General features: G+C 37.3%; 21 protein-coding genes. 7 read left to right on the top strand and 14 right to left on the bottom strand.

Annotated features, from left to right (window positions below; all coding sequences use genetic code 11):
* Positions 1-92 precede the first annotated feature (92 nt).
* From G0028_RS01625 to uvrC, 3 genes are all read right to left on the bottom strand, one after another.
* Entirely contained in the window at positions 93-887 is a 795-nt protein-coding gene (locus G0028_RS01625) for a thioesterase family protein (RefSeq protein WP_180044957.1), read from the bottom strand.
* 94 nt (positions 888-981) lie between these two features.
* Complete coding sequence (locus G0028_RS01620; protein ID WP_180044958.1) at positions 982-1,308, bottom strand: DOPA 4,5-dioxygenase family protein; 327 nt, start codon at positions 1,306-1,308, stop codon at positions 982-984.
* A gap of 60 nt (positions 1,309-1,368) precedes the next feature.
* Positions 1,369-3,168, bottom strand: coding sequence for an excinuclease ABC subunit UvrC (uvrC, locus tag G0028_RS01615; protein ID WP_180044959.1), 1,800 nt, complete (start codon positions 3,166-3,168; stop codon positions 1,369-1,371).
* Between the two features lie 195 nt (positions 3,169-3,363).
* Here uvrC and G0028_RS01610 point away from each other — a divergent pair, with 195 nt between their 5' ends.
* Positions 3,364-4,425: an AAA family ATPase gene (locus tag G0028_RS01610; protein WP_180044960.1), complete on the top strand. Its 1,062-nt coding sequence runs from the start codon at positions 3,364-3,366 to the stop codon at positions 4,423-4,425.
* A gap of 19 nt (positions 4,426-4,444) precedes the next feature.
* Here the strand turns inward: G0028_RS01610 and G0028_RS01605 are convergent, their stop codons facing one another.
* The 3 genes from G0028_RS01605 to lpxO all read right to left on the bottom strand — a co-directional run bounded on the left by G0028_RS01605 (position 4,445) and on the right by lpxO (position 6,823).
* Positions 4,445-4,855 (bottom strand): hypothetical protein, encoded by a 411-nt coding sequence (locus G0028_RS01605; RefSeq protein ID WP_180044961.1) that lies wholly within the window; start codon positions 4,853-4,855, stop codon positions 4,445-4,447.
* Positions 4,856-5,134: 279 nt separating this feature from the next.
* Positions 5,135-5,758, bottom strand: coding sequence for a PH domain-containing protein (locus G0028_RS01600; protein ID WP_130074458.1), 624 nt, complete (start codon positions 5,756-5,758; stop codon positions 5,135-5,137).
* A 147-nt stretch (positions 5,759-5,905) separates the two neighbouring features.
* Positions 5,906-6,823 carry a lipid A hydroxylase LpxO gene (gene lpxO, locus G0028_RS01595; protein WP_130074457.1) on the bottom strand — a complete coding sequence of 306 codons (918 nt, stop codon included), beginning with the start codon at positions 6,821-6,823 and terminating at the stop codon, positions 5,906-5,908.
* 644 nt (positions 6,824-7,467) lie between these two features.
* Between lpxO and fadB the strand changes: the two genes are divergently transcribed.
* Together fadB and fadA are read left to right on the top strand one after the other, a co-directional pair.
* Entirely contained in the window at positions 7,468-9,621 is a 2,154-nt protein-coding gene (gene fadB, locus G0028_RS01590) for a fatty acid oxidation complex subunit alpha FadB (RefSeq protein ID WP_130074456.1), read from the top strand.
* 12 nt (positions 9,622-9,633) lie between these two features.
* The gene (gene fadA, locus G0028_RS01585) at positions 9,634-10,806 is read left to right on the top strand and encodes an acetyl-CoA C-acyltransferase FadA (RefSeq protein WP_180044962.1); all 1,173 of its coding nucleotides are present in this window, start codon (positions 9,634-9,636) and stop codon (positions 10,804-10,806) included.
* Positions 10,807-10,851: 45 nt separating this feature from the next.
* Here the strand turns inward: fadA and G0028_RS01580 are convergent, their stop codons facing one another.
* Both G0028_RS01580 and G0028_RS01575 read right to left on the bottom strand, forming a co-directional pair.
* Positions 10,852-12,204, bottom strand: coding sequence for a hypothetical protein (locus G0028_RS01580; RefSeq protein ID WP_180044963.1), 1,353 nt, complete (start codon positions 12,202-12,204; stop codon positions 10,852-10,854).
* Between the two features lie 142 nt (positions 12,205-12,346).
* Complete coding sequence (locus G0028_RS01575) at positions 12,347-13,099, bottom strand: hypothetical protein (RefSeq protein WP_180044964.1); 753 nt, start codon at positions 13,097-13,099, stop codon at positions 12,347-12,349.
* A 187-nt stretch (positions 13,100-13,286) separates the two neighbouring features.
* Between G0028_RS01575 and G0028_RS01570 the strand changes: the two genes are divergently transcribed.
* The gene (locus tag G0028_RS01570) at positions 13,287-13,988 is read left to right on the top strand and encodes a DsbA family protein (RefSeq protein ID WP_180044965.1); all 702 of its coding nucleotides are present in this window, start codon (positions 13,287-13,289) and stop codon (positions 13,986-13,988) included.
* 87 nt (positions 13,989-14,075) lie between these two features.
* Here the strand turns inward: G0028_RS01570 and G0028_RS01565 are convergent, their stop codons facing one another.
* The gene (locus G0028_RS01565) at positions 14,076-14,276 is read right to left on the bottom strand and encodes a dodecin family protein (protein WP_130074449.1); all 201 of its coding nucleotides are present in this window, start codon (positions 14,274-14,276) and stop codon (positions 14,076-14,078) included.
* Positions 14,277-15,012: 736 nt separating this feature from the next.
* Between G0028_RS01565 and G0028_RS01560 the strand changes: the two genes are divergently transcribed.
* Both G0028_RS01560 and G0028_RS01555 read left to right on the top strand, forming a co-directional pair.
* Positions 15,013-15,243: a hypothetical protein gene (locus G0028_RS01560; RefSeq protein ID WP_180044966.1), complete on the top strand. Its 231-nt coding sequence runs from the start codon at positions 15,013-15,015 to the stop codon at positions 15,241-15,243.
* 228 nt (positions 15,244-15,471) lie between these two features.
* Positions 15,472-16,608, top strand: a complete 1,137-nt coding sequence (locus G0028_RS01555) for a hypothetical protein (RefSeq protein WP_180044967.1) — start codon at positions 15,472-15,474, stop codon at positions 16,606-16,608.
* 116 nt (positions 16,609-16,724) lie between these two features.
* On the opposite strand, the gene htpG is transcribed toward G0028_RS01555, so the two are convergent.
* The 5 genes from htpG to G0028_RS01530 form a co-directional block, all read right to left on the bottom strand.
* Complete coding sequence (htpG, locus tag G0028_RS01550; protein WP_130074446.1) at positions 16,725-18,656, bottom strand: molecular chaperone HtpG; 1,932 nt, start codon at positions 18,654-18,656, stop codon at positions 16,725-16,727.
* Between the two features lie 105 nt (positions 18,657-18,761).
* Complete coding sequence (locus G0028_RS01545) at positions 18,762-19,109, bottom strand: lysozyme inhibitor LprI family protein (protein ID WP_130074529.1); 348 nt, start codon at positions 19,107-19,109, stop codon at positions 18,762-18,764.
* A 178-nt stretch (positions 19,110-19,287) separates the two neighbouring features.
* Positions 19,288-19,893 (bottom strand): OmpW/AlkL family protein, encoded by a 606-nt coding sequence (locus G0028_RS01540; protein WP_180044968.1) that lies wholly within the window; start codon positions 19,891-19,893, stop codon positions 19,288-19,290.
* A 328-nt stretch (positions 19,894-20,221) separates the two neighbouring features.
* On the bottom strand, positions 20,222-21,637 hold the full coding sequence (locus tag G0028_RS01535; protein ID WP_130074444.1) for a Na+/H+ antiporter family protein: 1,416 nt from the start codon (positions 21,635-21,637) through the stop codon (positions 20,222-20,224).
* A 199-nt stretch (positions 21,638-21,836) separates the two neighbouring features.
* Positions 21,837-22,706, bottom strand: coding sequence for an alpha/beta fold hydrolase (locus G0028_RS01530; protein ID WP_180044969.1), 870 nt, complete (start codon positions 22,704-22,706; stop codon positions 21,837-21,839).
* Between the two features lie 118 nt (positions 22,707-22,824).
* Here G0028_RS01530 and G0028_RS01525 point away from each other — a divergent pair, with 118 nt between their 5' ends.
* A complete protein-coding gene (locus G0028_RS01525; protein ID WP_171457488.1) occupies positions 22,825-23,313 on the top strand; it encodes a PaaI family thioesterase in 489 nt (162 codons plus the stop codon).
* Positions 23,314-23,452: the final 139 nt, after the last annotated feature.

Raw genomic sequence — 23,452 nt, 5'->3', positions numbered from 1 at the left:
AAGTCCCCTATTCGCCTTTGGAAAGGCAAACTATAATTTAGAGTAAAGCTCTATTTCGTGAATACTTTAAACGATTCACATGAAACTGTCGACTAGGCAAATACAGTAACCGTCTGTCTTGCAATCGCAATCAAGCGATTTTCACTGTCCCACAGATAAGCATGTTCTGTCACATAACCATGTTCTGCATGATCTGTGATCACTTGATATTTAAACCAATCATGCAATTGATGGTGCAAAGGATGAATAAATGTCACATGCCAACTTAAACTACTGGCAGGTGCAGGCTTTTTAAACATGGGCAATACACCCGGTGGCCAGACATCCATTAAGGTTAGAACATCTGCAAGGGTCATACTACGCTGTGCATGAAGGTCAGGCTCAAAACGACATAAACCTGCAAAATCAGGGTTTTTACTGCCTGATATTGGATAATGTCCATCTGTCCATGCCAGTTGAAAATTTTGCACACATTCAGGAAAGGGTAAATATTTCGGAATAATATTAATTTGATCCAGAGCAGGAAAGTTTGGCGGCTGTGGTGCTAAATCCACCTGAATCATTGACTCTCGTTGACTACCAAAACTTGCGATTAAAATACTTTGTACAGCATCATTTTGCCAAAGTCGCACTTCAATGGTCGTGACGGACTTCCCTTGACGTAAAATTTCTGCAGTGAATTTTACTTGTGCTCGATCGACAGGTCCAACAAAGGTAATACTGCAACTGAGTAATTTTTTCAGTGGATCATTGATGGTTACAGTGGCTTTATGAATCAGCATACCTGCAACTAAACCACCAAAAATGGTTCGCCCTTGCAACCAACCTGTTGGCATTTCAACCCATTCTTGTTGTTCGATTTGACTAAATACATCCGTGAGTTGCATGCCCATTCTCATTGATTTTTCATATCACGCTATCTTGCACATTTTAGCTCATGTTGTGAATGATCAATGACCAGCGAGTTTATGGATTTTTAGGTCATTTCAATAATCGATCTAAATTCAACATGAGGCTTTCACCTAACCACTGTGCTCCTTCAGTATGTGCCAGATATTCATTCTCCCATAAAGGATGAATCAACACAGATAGCCCCAAATGACGACAATTCAATGTATGTTTCAACTGTGGCAAAACAGCTTGATCAAATGCCAGTTGAAACATGGGTTTGGTATGTGGCCCAACCAATTTTTGATGGATACGACCGTAACTCATCGCTTCACCAAACTCTTGCTGTAGTTGCACATAAAGCGATTCTATCAGCTCAATTTGCGTCAAATCAAAATAGATATGTGCATGATATTTCATCAATTTATAATATCCAAAACAGTTAAATCTACATTCCAAAAAGTTTGAATCAATGACTGACTATTCGTGTAACACTTTATAAATAGTTCTCGCCATCACATCGCCCAAGCCCGGCACAAGTTTCAAATCATTTTCAGAGGCTTTCAATACCCCCTGAATCCCGCCAAAATGGGTCAATAAATCACGACGGCGTTTTGGCCCTAAGCCTGGAATTGCTTCCAAAACCGACCCCCCTCGACGTTTATCTCGTTTAGCACGATGTCGAGTAATCGCAAAACGGTGTGCCTCATCACGTACTTGCTGAATCAGATGCAAAGCTTTATTGTCCTCAGGCAACTGAATTTTGCTTCCATCGGTAAAATGTAAAGTTTCCAAACCTGGTTTACGTCCTTCACCTTTGGATACCCCCACCATAAAGGCATCTAATCCTAGCTCCTGCATGACTTCCATTGCCATATGTAATTGTCCTTTTCCACCATCAATCAACAATAAATCAGGCAACATGGCTTTTTTATAACGGCGTGTAAGTGCTTGACGCATGGCAGCATAGTCATCACCGCCTGTAATATCTTCAATAGAAAACTGACGATAATCCCGTTTGCGTGCACCGCCTGCATCAAATACCACACAAGATGCAATGGTCGCCTCACCCATGGTATGTGAAATATCAAAGCATTCAATACGATCTATCGGACGACCACATACTTGTTCAAGCTGATGAAACCGTTCATTAAGTTCTAAATGGTTTGCCAATTTTCCTTTGATCGCATGTTCAACATTCATCTGTGCCAGTTCAAGCCATTCAGCACGTGTTTCACGCACTTTATGTTTAACCTGAATTTTTTTCTCGAATTGCTGCTGCAAAGCTTCTTCAAGCTGTTTTCGATCGGGAATTTCTACATTTACAATCAACTCACTCGGAACTTCATCTGCCACTTGGAAATAGAAATTTGCCATAAAGTCAGACAACATTTGTGCCAAATCATCGCCCAACATATCGGGAAAATAGCTTTTTCCACCCAACATTTTGCCATTGCGTACATGCATGATTTGCACACAGGTCACCCCTGCTTGATAGGCAATTGCCAGAATATCCGCTTCACCTTTGATTTTATAAATGGCTTGTTGCGCCTGCACATCTCTTAACAATGCCATACGGTCCCGATAGAACACCGCTTTTTCAAATTCTAATTTTTCGGCGGCTTGTTCCATTTTCTGAATCAATTCCTGATTCAGCTCTTTGGTATCACCATTTAAAAATCGAATCGAATTTTTCACATCTTCCTGATAATCTTCAGGTGAAATTAAGCCCACACACGGTGCGGTACAACGCTTAATTTGGTACTGTAAACACGGGCGTTTACGCTGTGAAAAATAGCTATTTTCGCATTGACGGACATGAAATAATTTTTGTAAAACCAATAAGGTATCTTTGGCATTATACGCACTAGGATAAGGACCAAAAAACTTGCCGACTTGGTGTTTTCCTTTACCCCGCCCTGCGGCAATGCGGGGATAAGGCTGATCTGCTGACACAAAAATATAAACGTAGGATTTATCGTCACGCAACATAATGTTATATGGCGGACGATGGAGTTTAATCAGGTTTTGTTCAAGCAATAAGGCTTCCGTTTCGGAGCGAACCACCAAAGTTTCAATGTTATAAATACGCGCAACCAAAGCCTGTGTTTTAGGATGCTCAATGGTTTTAACAAAATAACTCGACACACGATTTTTTAGATTTTTGGCTTTGCCGACATAGAGCAACTCCCCCTCCTTACCTAACATGCGATACACACCAGGCAACGTGGTCATATTGGCTAAAATCTTTTCGATATTTTCTCGTGCGTTTTCGTTCACTGTTAACCTATTCTTTTCAATTCTGTCTCATGATGTGATGATTTTTTTGCTCATTTCAAGCAATTTATTGCTAACGTAAATAAAAACCATAAGATTCAACAATCATCTGATTGCTAAAAACTATGAATCTCACCACTTAATTTTGTTATGCTCAAAGCATCTAATACGTCATTTCTTCGATCAGGTTGCAATTGCATGACCATTGAAAACGCTGCTATTCACATTGTCAAACCAACAACAAATACACAATATTCTTCTGAAAAAAAGCCTGTTTTTGGTCAGCCACGTTTTCATTTTAAACCTCAAACCGTAATGCAACATTTACGTCGTCGAATTATTGGACAAGAAAAAGCATTAAACGAAATAGAAAAAATGTTGCATGTGGTCAAAGCCGACTTTTCTGCACCTGATAAACCGCTTAGCGTAACACTTATGCTTGGTCCAACAGGCGTAGGAAAAACAGAAACCGTACGCTTAATTGCTGAAGCCATTTACGGACAACCTGATGCTTTTTGTCGTATTGATATGAATACCTTAGCGCAAGAACACTATGCAGCAGCTATTACAGGTGCTCCCCCAGGCTATGTCGGTTCAAAAGAAGGTCATAGTTTATTTGATGAAACTGCCATAGCCGGTTCACATACCCGCCCCGGTATTGTGTTATTTGATGAATTAGAAAAAGCCTCAACCGAAGTACTTCGTGGTTTGATGAACATTTTAGATACAGGAAAACTAACATTAACTGCGGGCACAAAAACCATAGATTTTCGCAACTGTATGATTTTTATGACCAGCAACATTGGTGCACAAGCGGCTCAACAGTATTTAGATAAACTCAATGTCTTACCTAAAAAATTGCAGGATGTGTGCCTTAAACGAGTTCCAACCAAAACCATTATTGAAAAAGTCATGTACCGCAAATTTGATCCTGAGTTTATTAACCGTATTGATCGTATTTTGCATTATCAAACGGTGCGGGCAGATGCACTGCCACACTTGCTTGAGATTGAACTAGAAAAGCTTAATCAGCGTTTGGCGCATCAAAAGCGTAGCGTGTTTTTAACAGATTCAGCCAAAGCTTATTTTTATCAAGATCATGATATTCGCTTTGGTGCCCGCCACTTAGCCCGAAAAATCCGTACAGAACTTGAACCTATTTTGGCGGTTTTTTTTATCAACAATCCAGCGAATAAGCATATTTATTTAGATTTTAATACTAAAAATAAACTTATAATTACAGACTCAAAGGAAACTTGACTCTGTAATCCATTTGTAATTATTGTCGTTTTATACAAAAATCTATCGTGTTATTTTCAACTCTATAACAACCTAAAGCTTTTTCATTAAAATTATTTGGATTTAAAATTTGAAAATTTCGTACATCTCTTTGAAGAAAAGTTGCTAAACGCCCATTTAATGTAAGTGGATCATCAGCTGATGATTCTACTGTAATAGATTCATCACCTATATTATAAGTTGTTGCATTCCACCCCCCACTCCCATATTGAGTTTCAACAATACACGGTTGTTTTTTTATTGCCTCATCATTTTTCACTAAATAACATATTGCCATTTCATCTTCTTGTGAACCTAAACTATCCGTAATTAATTCCGTTAAGCTTTTTGATTCAGCATAAGCAACTGAACTCATCAAACAAAGCAAAAAGAAATTGATCAATCCTTTCATATACTCCCCCATTTTATAAATTATTACTAATACAACCCTATTATTGCATAATAATCAATCACATCTAAAATAAATTTAATCTACGATAATCAGCATCAATAACCTCGTTATTTTTGATTTGCATAAGCATCAATGAAAAGCCCATTTTCAATATTTTTATTATTTTTTGAAAGTTAATTTGTTTTAAATCACTATTTATTCATAAACTTAAACGCTATATTTTTCTAAGCCCCTAGATAAAATGCCCTTGCGAGCATTTAATTGTAAAAGCGATTGATTTTAATTTTTTAAATAACGCTCAAAAATTTCAGAAAAATCATAATTTTCAATCTCTTTAATACGTTGGTTGGCGTATTCTTCAACTTGATGTGACGTTTGATTAATAATTTCAGGTAAATTTAAAATCACCTGTTCACTTAACTCACGTAAATTAAACATTTTCTGAACATTTTCATTGCTTTGTAGCAAGATATTGCGCTTACGATTAATTTCTTTGCAGGTTTCACCAATGGTAAATAAGGCTTTGTACAAATCACGAATTTTTTCTATTTGCTTTTTATCAATATCAATTGAAAAAGCTTTTTCACCCAATTGAAATTTAATTTCAGCATCTAAATCGACTGTACCTGCAGTTTCGAGCAAGACATTTTTGATCGGATGATGTTTATATAAATAGCGGTATAACATGCGTTTTTTACTCATCGCACTGGTACCATCAAGGTGCATAAAAGCGACGTTGGTAAAACAATATTCATCGGTTTTGCTTTTAATCACAAAAAATATTTTTTCGTTATCTTCATGAAAAATATAATCATCTATATCCGTTTTATTAAAATCATGCGGTTCAATAATAACGCCAATATCACTTGTTCCCATCATTTCTGAGGCTAAATTTTTAAACATTTTCAGATTCCATCTTATTGCTTTGTCTTAAAAATTTAGCAGTTTTACATACTGCTACAAGTTGATAATTGTTATTAAAGCTAATGTATCTTCAAGTTTAAAATAAAAAACGCCCCGAAAGGCGTTTAAATTTAAAACTTGAGCGATTTAATGAAAAACATAAGGTCGAATAAAAATTAAGAAAAACAAACCCAACATCAAAAACCATTTTAAAAAATAGTACAATTTACGATTGGTTTTCTTCAGTGCTTTGGCTTTAATGCGAATTTGGTAAACATAACCAAAAACTTTATTTAAGCCACCTGTTTGATCCCCTGCTTCATTGGGTGAACTTGCCGCTGTCATGACGTTTTTACCAAACCAATGATTAAAACGTTCCATCCATTTTGTCGTTAATGGACGTTCGACATCGGCAAAGAAAATAATGCGATTTTGATCGGTTTTATTTTCAGCATAGTGAATATAGGTTTCATCAAACACGACACTCTCACCATCACGCCATGAATACTTTTGACCATCCACATCAATAAAACAACGATCATCATTGGGTGTAATTAAACCCAAATGATAACGTAAAGAACCTGCATAAGGGTCACGGTGACGGACTAAACGGCTATCAGGGGCAAGCTCAGTAAACATCGCAGCTTTAATGGTCGGTAATGTTTTTAATAAGGCTGTAGTTTTTGGACAAAGATCTGCAGCCGATGGATGTGCAGAGTCATACCATTTCAGATAAAAACGCTTCCAACCCGTTTTAAAGAACGAGTTAAAACCAAGATCATCATAGCTACTTGATGCTTTAATCCCACCTTGTGCATAAAGCGCTTGCGCCTCATCTCGAATCATTTCCCAATTTTCATCGAGCACTTTTAAATCTTGAAAATGTTGTGTCTCAATATAAGGCTGATTCGGCACTTTGGAAAACATATACATTAAAAAATTAATCGGTGCGAGGAGCGTAGAATGGTCAAAAAATTGACGATAAAACGAATGACGCACTTTACCGCGATTTTGGATATACAGCGCTGAAATCACAAAAATCGCCAATATGATCCATTTAATCATATAGCACTCTTTATCAAATCTTTAAGGAGCTTTCCATCTGATCTAGATGGATGTTCTAGGTCTAGAACTTACAGGATGGACAAATATTAGCAAATCCAAAACATAAAATCTTGGCTATTTTCTCATCTTGAGAGAATATTTTTACAAAAACCTCGCTATTTTTCATCAAAAAAACATAGGGTTTTTATCTCAAATTATTCATTTTCAATTAGATTTTTGACATTAATTTTCATCAACAATGAAGCAACTTTAATCCAACTCATGCTTTCGCAGCTGTTGAAGAACTTGGCTAAAGCGTATTATTTTTTGTATCCGTCATTGACCGAAATGACCAAAAATACACAGCAACATGTTCAATATATCACACTAAAATAGCATAAAAATACTTTGCATATTTCATAAAATTATAATAAAAATAATACATTAACAATCAAAAGACTGAATATAAGCAAGCAAAGCCCCATGTGCTCATGCGTATTAGACAAAAAAATTCATGACCCTTGCGTCACGGCTTGATACAACTTGTTATGTTCTTTTTCGATATAGTTATCGTAAGATTAGAGAAGTCGAAATGTGTGTAGGAAAAACGCACACGTACTTCAAAACATCAACTTAGAAGTCCTCCAAAAAAAGGAGATCAGGGCATGATCCACGCTGGCAATGCCATTACCGTCCAAATGCTTTCGGACGGAATTGCAGAATTCCGCTTTGACTTACAAGGTGAGTCGGTTAACAAATTCAACCGTGCAACGATTGAAGACTTTCAAGCAGCCATTGCAGCCGTAAAAGCTGATAGCAACATTAAAGGTTTGATCGTCACTTCAGGTAAATCTACCTTTATCGTAGGTGCGGATATTACTGAGTTCGGTGAAAACTTCGCTCAAGGCGAAAAAGCGATTGTGGATTGGGCGATGCCTGTTCACGAAATCTTCAATTCATTTGAAGATCTAGAAATTCCTAAAGTTGCTGCGATCAATGGTATTGCATTGGGCGGCGGTTTCGAAATGTGCTTGGTTTGTGACTATCGTGTGATGTCGGAAGCTGCAACTGTAGGCTTACCTGAAGTGAAATTGGGCATCATCCCAGGCTTCGGTGGTACAGTTCGTTTAAGCCGTGTGATCGGTATCGACAATGCTGTTGAATGGATCGCAACTTCTGCAAATAAAAAGCCTGCTGCTGCACTGAAAGATGGTGCTGTAGATGCGGTTGTTGCTGCAGACAAGTTACAAGAAGCAGCGATTGATCTTGTAAAACAAGCAATCTCTGGTCGTCTAGACTGGAAAGCAAAACGTCAAGAAAAATTACAGCCTGTTAAACTCGACATGCTTGAACAAATGATGGCGTTTAACTCATCTAAAGGTGTTGTTTTAGCGAAAGCAAACCCTGCGCAATATCCTGCGCCAAAACTTCTTCTTGATTCACTTCAAGCGGGTGTGAGCCAAGAGCGCGATGCAGCGTTAAAAATTGAAGCTGAAGCATTTGCTAAAGCTGCAGTAACGCCACAAGCTGGTGCGTTGATTGGTCTATTCATCAACGATCAAGTGGTGAAAAAAGCATCGAAGAAACATGAAAAAGGTGCTCATCCTGTGAATCAAGCAGCTGTATTGGGTGCTGGTATCATGGGTGGTGGTATTGCGTATCAAGCGGCAAGTAAAGGCACACCAATCATCATGAAAGATATTGGTAATCCACAACTTGCTTTAGGTATGAAAGAAGCAAATGGCTTGTTGACTAAACAAGTTGAACGTAAGCGTTTAACCCCTGCAAAAATGGGTGAAACCCTTGCACGTATCCGCCCAACTTTAAGCTATGACGAGTTTAAAGAAGTGGATATCGTGATCGAAGCGGTAACTGAAAATCCAAAGATCAAAGAAGCAGTACTTGCTGATACTGAAGCAAAAGTACGTGATAACACGATCATTGCATCAAATACTTCAACAATTTCAATCACGCGTTTGGCAAAAGCTTTAAAACGTCCTGAAAACTTTGTTGGTATGCACTTCTTCAACCCAGTTCACATGATGCCACTTGTAGAAGTCATTCGTGGTGAAAAAACTTCTGAAGAAGCGATTGCAACGACTGTTGTTTTAGCTCAAAAAATGGGTAAAACACCGATTGTTGTCAACGACTGCCCAGGCTTCCTCGTCAACCGTGTATTGTTCCCTTACTTCGGTGCGTTTGACCTTCTTCTGAAAGATGGTGCTGACTTCCAACAAATCGATAAAGTGATGGAAAAATTCGGCTGGCCTATGGGTCCTGCTTACTTGATGGACGTTGTTGGTATCGACACGGGCGTTCATGGTGCAGAAGTGATGGCGGAAGGCTTCCCTGACCGTATGAAACCTGATTATAAAGGTTCAATCCAAGCGATGTATGAAGCAAAACGCCTAGGTCAAAAGAACGATGTCGGTTTCTATAAATACGTTCTCGACAAGAAAGGCAAGAAAGCAAAAACTGTTGATCCAACAGCTTATGAAGTGATTGCTCCAGTCATTACTGGTGAAAAACGTGAATTTGATGCACAAGAAATCATTGACCGTATGATGCTTGCTTTCTGTAACGAAACTGTTCGTTGCTTGGAAGACAAGATCGTTGAAACTCCAAATGAAGCAGATATGGCGATGATTATGGGTGTAGGTTTCCCTCCATTCCGTGGCGGTCCAGCACGTTATATCGATCAAACTGGTGTTGCTGAATACGTTGCGCTTTGCGACAAATATGCACACTTAGGAAAAGCTTATGAAGCGCCACAATTGTTGCGTGACATGGCTGCTAACAACAAAAAATTCTACGGTTAAGGAGCAACGTGAATGGCTACTTTAAATCCACGTGACGTTGTCATCGTTGATGGCGTACGTTCTGCAATGGGTAAAACCAAAAACGGTATGTTCCGCAATGTACGTGCTGACAGCTTATCTGCTGAACTCGTTCGTGCTTTAGTTGCTCGTAACCAATTTGATGTCAACGAAGTTGAAGATGTCATCTGGGGTTGTGTCAACCAAACTTTAGAACAAGGCATGAACATTGCCCGTAACATCGTGTTATTGGCTGATCTTCCTAAAACTGTGGGTGGTCAAACTGTAAACCGTCTTTGCGGTTCTTCTATGCAGTCGATCCACACTGCTGCGGCTCAAATTGCAACCAACCAAGGTGATATTTTCATCATTGGTGGTGTAGAGCACATGGGGCATGTGGGTATGATGCACGGTATCGACCTTAACCCTGAAGCATCTAAGCACTATGCAAAAGCGTCTAACATGATGGGCTTAACGGCTGAAATGTTAGGTCGTATGAATGGCATTAGCCGTGAAGAGCAAGATGCGTTTGGTGTTGAATCTCACCGTCGTGCTTGGGCTGCAACTCAAGAAGGTCGTTTCAAAAATGAAATCATTGGTGTTGAAGGTCATGATGCGAATGGCTTTAAACAACTTTGCGATATTGATGAAGTGATTCGTCCAGATGCTAACCTTGAAGCGTTCCAAGCGTTACGTCCAGTATTTGATCCTAAAGGTGGTACAGTCACTGCTGCAACGTCTTCTGCGTTGTCTGATGGTGCGTCTGCAATGTTGCTCATGTCTGCTGAACGTGCGCAAGCTTTAGGTCTTAAGCCACGTGCTGTAATTCGCTCTATGGCGATTGCAGGTTGTGATGCTGCGATCATGGGTTATGGTCCTGTTCCTGCGACTCAAAAAGCGCTTAAACGTGCTGGTTTAACAATGGATGACATCCAAACGATTGAGTTAAACGAAGCGTTTGCTGCTCAAGGTCTTGCAGTAATGAAAGGCTTGAATATTTATGATAAACAAGACAAGATCAACTTGAACGGTGGTGCGATTGCATTGGGTCACCCATTGGGTTGTTCTGGTGCGCGTATCACAACGACATTACTTAACGTAATGGAGCAACAAGATACGCAAATCGGTCTTGCGACCATGTGTATCGGTCTTGGTCAAGGTATTGCGACTGTGATCGAACGTGTTTAAGATTTAAATACGTGAGAAAAAGAACCCCGCTCATTGCGGGGTTTTTTATTTTCTTAAATTTTTCAATTCATTCTGTGCATCTTCATAGCTAAATGCAGTAGGCTTCAAGTGATCAACATAATATTCTAGCATTTCAATCTGATTAGCGCGCATTGCTTGCATACACTGCTCTTTAACAGGACTGCGATCTGACAATAAATCCGCATGTACACTTATCATTGTAATCATAGAATAAAACTCATCGTCACTCACCAATTGAGAATTTTTTACGCGTAGTAAAGGAATTTTTTCAGCATACATTGCACCACAATGCTGTTGATAATTGTCCATGACTTTTTGAAAATCAAATTTAGACAGTATTGCTGTATCAGTAACAATCTTATGGCATGCCTTCATCTGCTTCTCAAATCTAGGCTGATACCAAGCCTGATCCTGTTTCAAAAATGCATTTAAATGGGGATCTGCAACCAAAGTTTTCGTTGTGCACTGTACTTCATCTGTACCAATTAAACCTGCTTGTTCAATCCATTTTTGTACATTTCCCATATCATTCAACTTATAAAATGCATAGGTCAAACGTTCAGCTACCGCTTCTTTTCGAATGACCTCATCAAAATCTATATGGGGATATTTTTTATGAAATTCATCTGCTAATAATTGATTGTCATAAAGCTGACTATATGATTTTACTCTGCTTTTGATGCGTTCAACATCATTAAGTTGTATCGCACTTATCAACTGATATGCTTCATTGGAATAATCAAATTGTGTGATGAAAACAGGCAATATTTGTTGAAATAGCAAATCATCATGTAGAGAATCATTTTTATAAATTTTTTTAAATATCTTATTAAACTCTTGGTTAATATAAAAAATTTTATGATTAGCTTCGGGTGAATAATGCAAATCATATTTTAATAAACGTATTAATGGCACAATTGGCAGATACGCATGTGCCATACTATCAGGATTTTCATCCAATTTATTAAGCAACTGCTGAGTTGCGCCCTTTAACTGTTCAATATCAGATTTAGAATAGGCTCGTTCATCATATAAACTTTTCAGTGAGCGATAGATCAAAATCTCAAAATCTCGTACGATTTCTCTCGCATCTCCTTTAAGTAGCTTTTTTTCTTGCTGTACCCATTCAAGTTGGTTATTAATGAGTGTCTTTTGGCATTGATCCATGAGTTTCAATGGAAAATAAGGTGTAATGTCTGGGTCTAGTAAGTCAGCATGATAAGAAGATACTGTATTACCATTTTGCAAGTCTTCGTGTTGATAACTCTTCAATTCCTGATATTGATACACCTGTTCATAATTTTGACAATTTTGTTCTAAATCTACAAGCATCTGATCAACAACGAGGGCTTTCGCCATGACTGATTGTGTCATCATCAGAAACATACCAAATAATATTATTTTGTTAGGCTTGAACATAACTGTACTTTTTAAATTTTTATGAAGTCCTGATTATATTGAAAAATGAGTTGTTCCCAACCCATTTTCACGTTGCTTTCATGCTTCGTTTTAATATAGCTTAATCGATCTCCCCTTCAATCTCTGCTGCATTCTGTTTTTTCTTCTGTTCAATCTCTTTATTTAACTTTAAAACGTCCTGATACAACGCATTAAACTGCTTCACTTGCGCATCTTTTTGCAACATGATCTGCCCATTTTCCTTATGCCACTCATTATTTTTTAACAATACAAACATCTGCTCCGTCTTATCTAAAATTTGCAATTCCAACACAATCAAAGCACTTTCCTGATCCAACTTTAGATTTTTCTCTAACTTCTCTTGCAAAGGCTGCTGCAATGCAGGATCAATGTGCAAGGTCTTGACCTTTGCCAATGCATCTTGCTTATCTGCCAAATTTTGACGCTGATACTGAGTCATGATCCTACGCACGGCTTGTAACATCTGTTCAGTTTCAACAAACTTCTGCTTACGGTCTATATCCAAACGGTTCACATCTAAGACATGATTCCACTTTGCCGCTTCTAAATCCCTTAAATAAGTATTCCGAGTTTCAATATTTTGCAGCCAATAATTTAAAACAAACTCAGACAAAACCTTATAATCACCACTTAAACGTGCATCATGTACATCCATTGTGACAGGCTTAGACCAATCCTGCGCAACTTCATATAAAGTCTGCATTTTTTCAGTCATGACCACATCAAACATTTGCCGTTGTGCCTCACTCTTTTTCAACTGGTAATGCTCATAGCCAAAATATGAAACAATACCGACAATGATCAGGGTCACAATGCTAATGATTCTGCGCATAAATAGCTCTTTCACAAGGGATAATCGCTAGATTAACCGAAATTTCATAAACTGTATAATTTTCATGCAAACTTATAGATCATCTGTATGCAACGCACTTGCCAAAACATCAATCACGAAAAAATGCTTTAAATCCTGAAACGATAACGCTACCCTCTTATCCAATTGAGCAGTTTAAGGAATTCCCATGCGTGTAGATATTTGGTCAGATGTGGTTTGTCCATTTTGTTATATTGGCAAAAAACGCTTAGAAGCAGCAGCACAACAGCTCGGTATTGAACTTGAAGTACATTGGCATAGTTTTGAGCTTGATCCTGAAGCGCCAATTCGCCAAGAAATTTCGAACTCTGAACGTCTAGCACAAAAGTACGGTCGTACATTGGCTGAAGTCGAAGACATGCAACGTAATATTGCAATCATGGCACTCGAAGAAGGCATCCAATTTAACTGGCAAAATGCCAATTCTGGCAATACTTTTAATGTGCACCGCATTATTCACCTTGCACAAAGTAAAGGTTTAGGTTCAGAAGCAGAAGAAGCATTTTTCTACAGTTATATGACACAAGGCTTGCCCATTGGCGAACGTGAAACCATTGAAGATGTGGCAGCACGAATTGGTTTAAACCCCGTAGAAGTAGATGATGTATTAGACTCGGATGAATTTGCAGACTTTGTCAAATTTGACCAAGAAGTTGCTCGTGAACAACTTAAAGTTACAGGTGTGCCATTTTTTGTATTTGATCAACGCATTGCGCTTGCAGGTGCACAACCTCGTGAGGTTTTTGTACAAGTACTTCAACAAGCAGTTGAAACCTGTTCAGATGAAGTGACTACACAACAAAATGCCGTATGCACTGATCAATCTTGCGATATGCCTGATACAAAATAATTTTTAGTGTATTGCTGTATTTTTATATTTTCTTAGGCATAAAAAGCCCACATCATTGTGGGCTGTCAAGAAATTGATATTAAACACTTAATCGACCAAAAAGCTAATTTTAAGATTTACACGATATTCCGTGATTTTATTGTCTTTGATAATGACCTTTTGCTCATTGACCCACGCACCTTGCACATTTTTAATGGTTTCGGTGACTTTCGCGATACCTGAATGAATCGCATCTTCAAAACTTTTCTGACTACTTGAATTGACTTCAACAACTTTTGCGATCGCCATATCCATACTCATGATATAAATAAAAATTCATCATAATGTATTTTTAAAATTATGTGATATAGATTAAAAAATAAGCATCATTTCTATATACTATTGTCACATAAACCAAGATATGCATATAGTTTGTAAATTTATACACCCAATCTGTATATTTATTCACCATTTAAAATAAATATTGTATGACTATTTTATGTCATTTTTTAACAAAACTTTGTTAAATAACAACAACTTCAAATCTAAATTTTGTTAAAAATTTATATAAAATCAATTATCTTTTTATAATGCAGGTTTAAAAAAGTATTTTCATATTTACTTAAAATTTGATAAAAATTGTCACTTCATGCCATTTATTCCATTTTGTTCATCACTTTAAAGGCTATCCATATCAGTCAACTTGATATATGCTATATCTCAGAATTTAGTTTCAATGAATTCATGCGCTGTAAGTTTCTTTTTTATTTTCTTATTTTATAAGACTACAAATCCTCCTTTATGGGGGATTTGTAGTTTCTGCTAAGCTAAAAATATAACACTATCTATTTTACGTACAGAATATTCGGCTGACTGATATTCACTTTAAGTTACATATACATTCTTCACTTAACGTAAATCAATGAGAAAATTACAGCTTCTGTACAGCTTATCTTAAATGACCCGCCTATGCTCAATGATGGCTTCATGTGAATCAAACTCATCATGAATTTTCTTTTTATCCAATTTTACTAAGAGAGATATTATGACTGATACACATCAAAATTCTGATTTACATCACAGTAATTTAACCTCTGACACCTCGAACCCACAATCATCTGTAAAAAAATCACGCTTTTCACCCACAATTAAAGGCGTATTAATTGGTGCTGCTGTGGGCAGTATCCTTCCGATTTTTGGAACCTTTAGTGGTGCAGTGATTGGTGGTATTGCGGGTAAAGTATATGAGAAAAAATACTGCTCACACAAAGCTTAAAATCTCATTCTAATTTGTTCTAATGAAAGCCCCTTATTTAAATCCGATCAGGGGCTTTTTTATGTCAAATTGCGACATGTTTTGATTTTGTAACCAAGCTGCAACTTGTTTTTTATATGTCGGTTATTTCCTTGAAAAATCCACTATACTTTTTTACATAACCATCAAATTAACAGAGTGGTTCATATAAATATTTATTTTAAATCAAATAGTCGAAGACGGAATATTATGGACAAAATTACATCCCCCGTTGCATGTTATCAAGCCACAATACTGCTATTAAGCTGTTTGGCTAGCATGTATAGCTATGCTGAAGATGGAAATTCCGCTAAAACAACAACCTCATCTATTTATATTCCGTCACCTCAGCTTGAAAGTGACTTTAATATTTTAGAATATGTTCCCAAACTTTTGGACATGACACCGACTGTACTCCCTGCTCAATCAGATGAAGTCACCGTTCCCCCTACAGAAGACACTGAAAATGCCACATGGATTGATCAAAAACAAAAAGGTATTCGTAACTGGGCTGACCGCACTGCAAATCATATGAATCATTGGTTTGGTGAAACTGATCCCGCTGAACCCGCTTCAGCGACCTTACGTATTTTATTAGATAATCGTTGGAATGAACATGATGGTTATGATGTTAAACCACGTATTCGAGGAAAAATTAAATTACCTGCATTAGAAAATCGTTTGAGCTTAGTATTTGGTGATGACGCTTTGGACAATGAAATCAATAATAACATTGCCATTACCAATGAAAATCCGAATGGTAATCCTGATAAATCAATAGATGGAAAACGTATTCGAGATGATAACAGCTCAATTGCATTACGATGGTCGCAACTGTCTAAACAGCTCCCTTTTGATGTAGATGCTGATCTGGGTATTCGTTCTGGAGATGATGTCTATGCACGTTTAAAAGCTGAAAAAGATTGGAAGCTTGAGCATGATTTTACCTTTCATGCTGAACAAATCTATCGCTATGGTATTGATAGTGAAAATTATCTACGCACAAATTTAGAACTGACTCATGCACGTCCAAACCAAGCCTTTCTTTCTAATCAATTTAATCTGACCTATGCAGACGAGCAAGATGATGATTTAACGTGGGACAACCGACTTTATCGTCAACATCAATTCTTTAAAGGCAATCGCTTTAACTACGGTATATATACGGGTGGTTTTTATAATAATGATGACCTGCGTTTAAACAGTTGGGGACCTTTTGTGTCTTGGCGTCAACCGCTTTGGCGTGAATGGTTTTATGTACAGGGGGATTTAAACTATTTTAATGATCATCGTGAAGACAAAAGCCATTATCCAAGTGCATTGGTACGACTTGAGGCACTTTTTTAAAATGTCTATATAACATTTTTAACTCTCTGTGGATAACTTCTCACTTATCCACTTTAAATAATCTAGTCGTATAAAAAAGCCCATCGTTTCGATAGGCTTTTTTTCAATATAATGACTTATTTCAATAATAAATTATTAATACGCTTTACATATTCAGCAGGATCATCAGGTAAACCACCCTCTGCAATCACCGCTTGATCGAAGATGACATTCGCCAAATCATCAAACTGCGCTGAACCTTCTAATTTTTTCACTAAAGGATGCTCAGGGTTGATCTCGAGAATCGGTTTAGACTCAGGTACAGCTTGTCCTGCTTGTTTCAACATACGAATCAATTGCGGAGAAAGTTCACCGTCACCCGTTACCAAACACGCAGGAGAGTCAACCAAACGAGTTGTGACACGAACTTCTTTGGTTTTAGCTTTGAGTGAGTCTGATAATTTATCAACCACAGGCTTAAATTGTTCAGCTGCTGCCTCAAGCGCCTTCTTCTCTTCAGCGTCCTGTAAGTCACCTAAGTCAACCGCACCTTTTGCGACGTTTTGCATTGGTGTACCATCAAACTCATGTACAAACTCCATTGCCCACTCATCTACACGATCACCCATTAACAATACGTCAATGCCTTTTTTCTTAAACACTTCAAGCTGTGGCGAGTTTTTCGCAGCTGCTAAACTGTCCGCAGTAACATAATAAATGGCTTTTTGACCTTCTTTCATGTTGGCTTTATATGCCTCTAAAGAAGTGTTGATTTCATCATTTGTCGATGTTGCAAAACGAAGTAGTTTTAAAATGCGGTCACGGTTGCCCATGTCTTCGCCTAAACCTTCTTTGATCACTGAACCAAATTCAGTATAGAACGTTTTGAATTTTTCTTGATCCGCTGCATCTTCAGATTTTGCCAAAGCATCCAAAGTTGTAAGAATACGACGTGTATTGCCCTCACGAATGGTTTTGACATCACGACTTTCTTGCAATAACTCACGGCTGACGTTTAATGGAAGATCTGCACTGTCGACCACACCTTGTACAAAACGCAAATAATTTGGAATCAGATTATCTGCATCATCCATGATAAACACACGTTTTACATAGAGTTTGATGCCTGCTTTGGCTTCACGTGTAAAAATATTGCTCGGTGCCTTACTTGGAATATATAACAATTGAGTATATTCAGTACTACCTTCAACACGGTTATGCGCCCATGCCAATGGTGCTGCATAGTCATGCGTTAAATTTTTATAGAACTCAACATACTGTTCTTCTGTCACTTCTGATTTATTACGGGTCCAAAGTGCACTTGCAGAGTTAATCGCTTCCCATTCATCCGTTTTGACATACTGACCGCCTTTAGGTTCTTCACCTTCTGCAGTCTCTTCTTCCTGCCAAACTTCTTTTTGCATTTCGATTGGCAAACTGATGTGGTCAGAGTATTTATTGATAATCTGCTTAACTTTGTAACTTTCCAGATAATCCAAAGCATCATCACGTAAATGCAAAATAATATCTGTTCCGCGTGAAGCCTTATTAATCACTTCAACTTCAAAATCACCCGTACCGCCACTCATCCAACGTACAGCATTACTTTCAGGTTCACCCGCACGGCGTGATTCAACTGTAATTTTTTCAGCAACAATAAAACCAGAATAGAAACCTACACCGAACTGACCAATCAGTTGTGCATCCGCTTTTTGATCCCCTGAAAGTTTCGACATAAAGTCTTTGGTACCAGATTTGGCAATCGTACCGAGATTATCAATCGCTTCTTGTTGTGTCAGACCAATACCATTATCTGAGATAGTGATCGTTTTCGCTTCTTTGTCTAGGCGCACACGTACATGTAAGTCAGGATCATTCTCATAATATTCAGGATGATTAATCCCTTCAAAACGTAATTTGTCACATGCATCAGAGGCATTAGAAATCAATTCACGGAGGAAAATTTCAGGATTTGAATACAGCGAATGGGTCACTAAATGTAAAAGCTGCGCAACTTCTGCTTGGAAGCTATGTTTTTGTGCTGCTTGTTGTGGATTCTGTTCACTCATAAATCACTCCTTAAATTCATAACACTTTTTTATTGAATGCTTTAGAAATGGAGTGACTTAAGAATATTTCAATAGTAAAATTAAAAAATAATTGATAAAAAATAACTAAAATGGACCTTGTTTATAAACACGTTCCATATACATATCGAGTTTTTGCTGACGCATTTTATAGACATCGGTTAAGCAGGTCACATTGTCTCGACACTGATCCCGTAGTTGTAACCATTTGACTTGTTGATCTTGAATTGCGCCTCGTGTGCCCATAGGGACTAAACGACGAATAATGTTATACGTGGTTGCCATTTTGACATCTGCATCATTTAACACCCGATGCTCACAAACAGCGTGTTCCGTTTGAGTTTGTGCATGTTCACATTTAAAACTTGCTGCATAGGCATTTGACATTAAACTTATGCCACTAAAAAGCACAGCGCTATATAAAAATAATTTCATCATATTATCAGTGCTCTTTTTCCAATTCATCTTCAACTAGCATAAAAAAATTATGTCACTTTTAATATGATCTTTTGTCTCAATCTGGTTATTGTTATCGATTTATTTTTGACCATCAAAATCAAAAAAACCTCAGACGAATCTGAGGTTTTTAACATTGTATAACTTAATTCTAAGCTTAGAATTTGTAGCTATAACCTAATGTATAAACGATTGGATCGATGTCTAAATCGAATTTTTTAACACCTGTTGCAGCTGCGGCAGCATCAGTTAAAGTTACTTCTGGGCTTAATTGTGCATAACGTGCATCAAAGAATACACCCCAGTTTTTCGCATCAGCAGGTTTAAAGTTCACACCGATTTGCCCCGCAAAACCAAAGTCTTCTTTTACATCTTTTGCTACACCAGACTCATCCCATGCAATAAATGCAGTACCACCTACACCGATGTATGGTGTAAAAGGTGTTGAGTTTTTAAGATTATATTTAAAAGTTATTGTTGGTGGTAAATGTTTAATTTTTGCAGCTTTTTCACCATTTAACAAAACATCATGACCAATTGGTGTAGCCAATAACAATTCAGCAGAAAAGTTATCATTTAAGAAATATTCTACAGATGGTGTAAATGCATACTCATGATCTGCTTCTACAACAGCACCAGGTGCAAGTGCAGTATCTTGTGTTGGTGCAATTACAGAACCACCGACTTTGACCTGAAAACCAGCTTCAGCAAAAGATAAAGTTGAAATCCCCATTAATGAAACAAGAGCAATTTGTTTTAACATTTTTCAAACCCCAGTAAAAAAATAATTATATTAAATATTAAACACAGCAATTATATTTGATGCAAGTCTCATTTTAAAATATTTTGTAATATTATTTTCAAGTCACTGAAAAATTAAATATTATATTTTTATTCCTAGTGGAATACTTGGTTTTAATATTATTCATATAACAAGATTAAATATAGTTAAAATATGCTTTAAATATAATGATAATTAAATTTGACTATTTTAACATTTATATTTAATGATGACATCTTTACAAATAATTCTCATTTCTATAAATCAAAAGTTTAAAGATGCCATCACACTTGAAGAAAGGATTTAAAGCTTAAAGCGTCATTGCTGCGATCCAGCCAAAGATTAATAAAGGAATATTAAAGTGGATAAACGTCGGAACCACCGTATCCCAAATATGATCGTGCTGACCATCTACACCTAAGCCTGCTGTTGGTCCTAAAGTTGAATCTGATGCTGGAGATCCTGCATCACCAAGTGCCGCTGCCGTACCAATTAACGCCACTGTTGCCAATGGAGAAAAACCAAATTGAACACACAATGGAACATAAATCACAGCAAGTACAGGCACACTCGAGAACGATGAACCAATGCCAATGGTTACAAATAAACCGATAAATAGCATCAAGAAAGCAGCAAGTGCTTTATTATCCCCGATAATATGTACAACACCATTGACCAAACTATTGATATCACCTGTATGGGTCATTACTGATGCAAAACCTGCAGCAGAAATCATGATAAACCCTACCAATGCCATCATACGCATACCTTGTACGAAGACATCATCAGCATCTTGCCATTTAAAAATACCTGATGCAGAAAGTACCGCAAAACCAACCAAACCACCCAAAATCATTGAACCAGAATACAGTTGAGAAACGAGTGTGAGAACAATCGCAAGTAAAGCCATTAAAATGGTTTTTGTTGCAATTTTAGGTGCTTGTTTGGCTTCATTTTCAAGCTCAATAGCATCCGCTTTTAACTCATCCACATTGACTGCACGTAATGGTTTATCTAAGTCAATGTTTTGTACTGTTTTAACCTGACGGTCTACATATTCTCGTGGTTTACGATAGCTAATAAACACTGCCACTAAAGTACCAATGACCATCCCTAATACAGGAATTGCCATACCCATTGGCATCATCCAACGGTCTACATGCAAGTTATATGCCGCACCAATTTTGTTGATATTTCCCATTAAAATTTGTTCAAGGAAAATGGCACCAAAACCCACAGGTAAAAAGATATATGTTGCAACCAAGCCCAAAGTTAAGACACATGCCGCAGCACGACGATCTAACTTAAGATGGTTCATGACTTTTAATAGCGGTGGTACAAGTACAGGGATAAAAGCAATATGTACAGGAATTAAGTTCTGTGAAAAAATGGCAGAAATCAATAAAATAAATAACAATAAGTATTTTACTTTACGCGCTTTACTGTGGGTTGCTTCTCCCCCCAATAAGCCAATTAATTTATGTGCCAATAAATCAGGTAAGCCAGATTTTGATAAAGCCAATGCAAATGCACCTAATACTGCATAAGCTAATGCAACTTCAGCACCATCACCTAAGCCTGCATTAAATGCTTCTACAGTATCTTTTAAACTTAAACCTGCAACTAAACCACCAACTATTGCTGAGATAACCAACGTTAAAACAACAGAAACTCGTGCCAGTGATAGTATAAACATCATGGCAATCGCGATAACGACAGCGTTCATGGAAAAATTTACGATAATTTGAAAGTTTATATTTTAGCAGATTCATTACAATCGCTGTGATTCTTTAATCAGATTACATCCGAACTTAAAAGTTTCAGAATAAAAAGCCTGAGTGATCCTATTTAGAATAAACTCAGGCGAACAATAAAATATTTAAATATTAAAATTTTTTTAAACAATAATTTCCATTTAATGATTTTTAATTATTTTTAGTGGCAAATTGCGCAATATAAGCTGCAATTTCTTGTGGGCGACTCAGCACTGCCCAATGGTTGGCATCAACGTCAACACGTTCAAAATCTGCCACCCATTTTGGCATTTCATCGATCAGTTCAGGACTTACAAATTGATCACGCTTTAGCACCACAGCTTGTACAGGACATACTGCATGTCGCTGACGTGGTTTCAACAAACGTGGCACAAAGTTAGCGCGATACAATGCAATACCATGCTCACCATCTTTAGAAATATTTGGATTGAGTGGTAAATCTTTGGTTTTTTCAAGCTGGCTCAACACTTTCCCCCAGCGTTCAGGATTAAAGAAATGCCAAACTGTTGGTGCAAGGATCGGAAGCTGGAATGCCACAATGTACCAAGACTTAATTAATTGTTTAAAAAATTTACTTTTTTGATGTGTAAATTGATCACGCATCCAAAAAGCGGCATGGTCTAAACATGGTCCAGAAATCGTCGTATAAGACAAAATACGATCTTTAAATTTTGCTTCAGTGACCGACTCCCATGTTTGGATTGAACCCCAATCATGTGCAGCCAAGTGAAACTTACGATTAGGCAGGAGTTCATTTACAACGCACTCTAAATCTAAAGACAAACGCGGTAAGGCATAATCACGAACACGTTTAGCAACCGAAGACTGCCCTGCACCTCGCACATCATAAGTTACAATGTAAAATTCTGTGATAAGTTGCTCAATTATCGGCTCCCAAACTTCTTGATTATCAGGATAACCATGCACCAAAACTAAAGCAGGCTTTTCAGGCTTACCCCATGTTTTTGCAAAAAGTTTTTGTTGATCTTGCGTTGAAATCCAATGAGTTTGTGCTTGCATTTGAATACCTTTTTTGTTTTTACATTGACTTTGCAATGACTGTACTGCGCATTTTGATCAATGTCACATCACCATTGATTATTTATTATGAACTAAAACTATCAAACTAGAATTGACCATGATCAATGTTATCAAAAAACTACAGACAATCCCTTTTATCTCTAAATTCTTTCTCAACCATTATTCACCTTATAAAGGTGCAGGCATTGAGATCGAAAAGATAGATCTGAAAAACTATTATGTGCGTGTGAAAATGCCATTAACACATAAAAATCAGAATATTGTCGGCACACACTTTGGCGGCAGTTTATATTCCATGATTGATCCATTTTACATGTTAATTTTGATGCATCATTTGGGTGATAAATACATTGTATGGGACAAATCTGCCACTATTCAGTTTTTACTGCCCGGTCGTAGTACCGTTTATGCTGATATTCGTTTAGATTTTGCAGAAATTGAACATGTCAAAGCATTGGCTGAAAATTTTGCACCTGTACATCGTACTTATGTCCTGAATATTTTTGATGAATCAGGCTCAAGAATCGCTGAAGTACATAAAACGATTTATATCCGTAGAAAGAAACCGCGTGCATTTCAGCAATAATCTATAATTTTCATTGCATGAGAAAATATTCTTTTTAGTCGAATGCATCATTGCTTGCGCTCATCAAATTTAAACATCTTTCTTGGTTGATTTTTGCTATGATGCAGCGTCCCCTTTGCGATTTCTTTAAAGATTTTTT

It is taken from the genome of Acinetobacter piscicola (assembly GCF_015218165.1).
In the GTDB taxonomy this organism is placed as follows: domain Bacteria; phylum Pseudomonadota; class Gammaproteobacteria; order Pseudomonadales; family Moraxellaceae; genus Acinetobacter; species Acinetobacter piscicola_A.
Note: the sequence above shows the minus strand (reverse complement) of the source record. Positions and strands in the feature narration are given on the sequence as shown.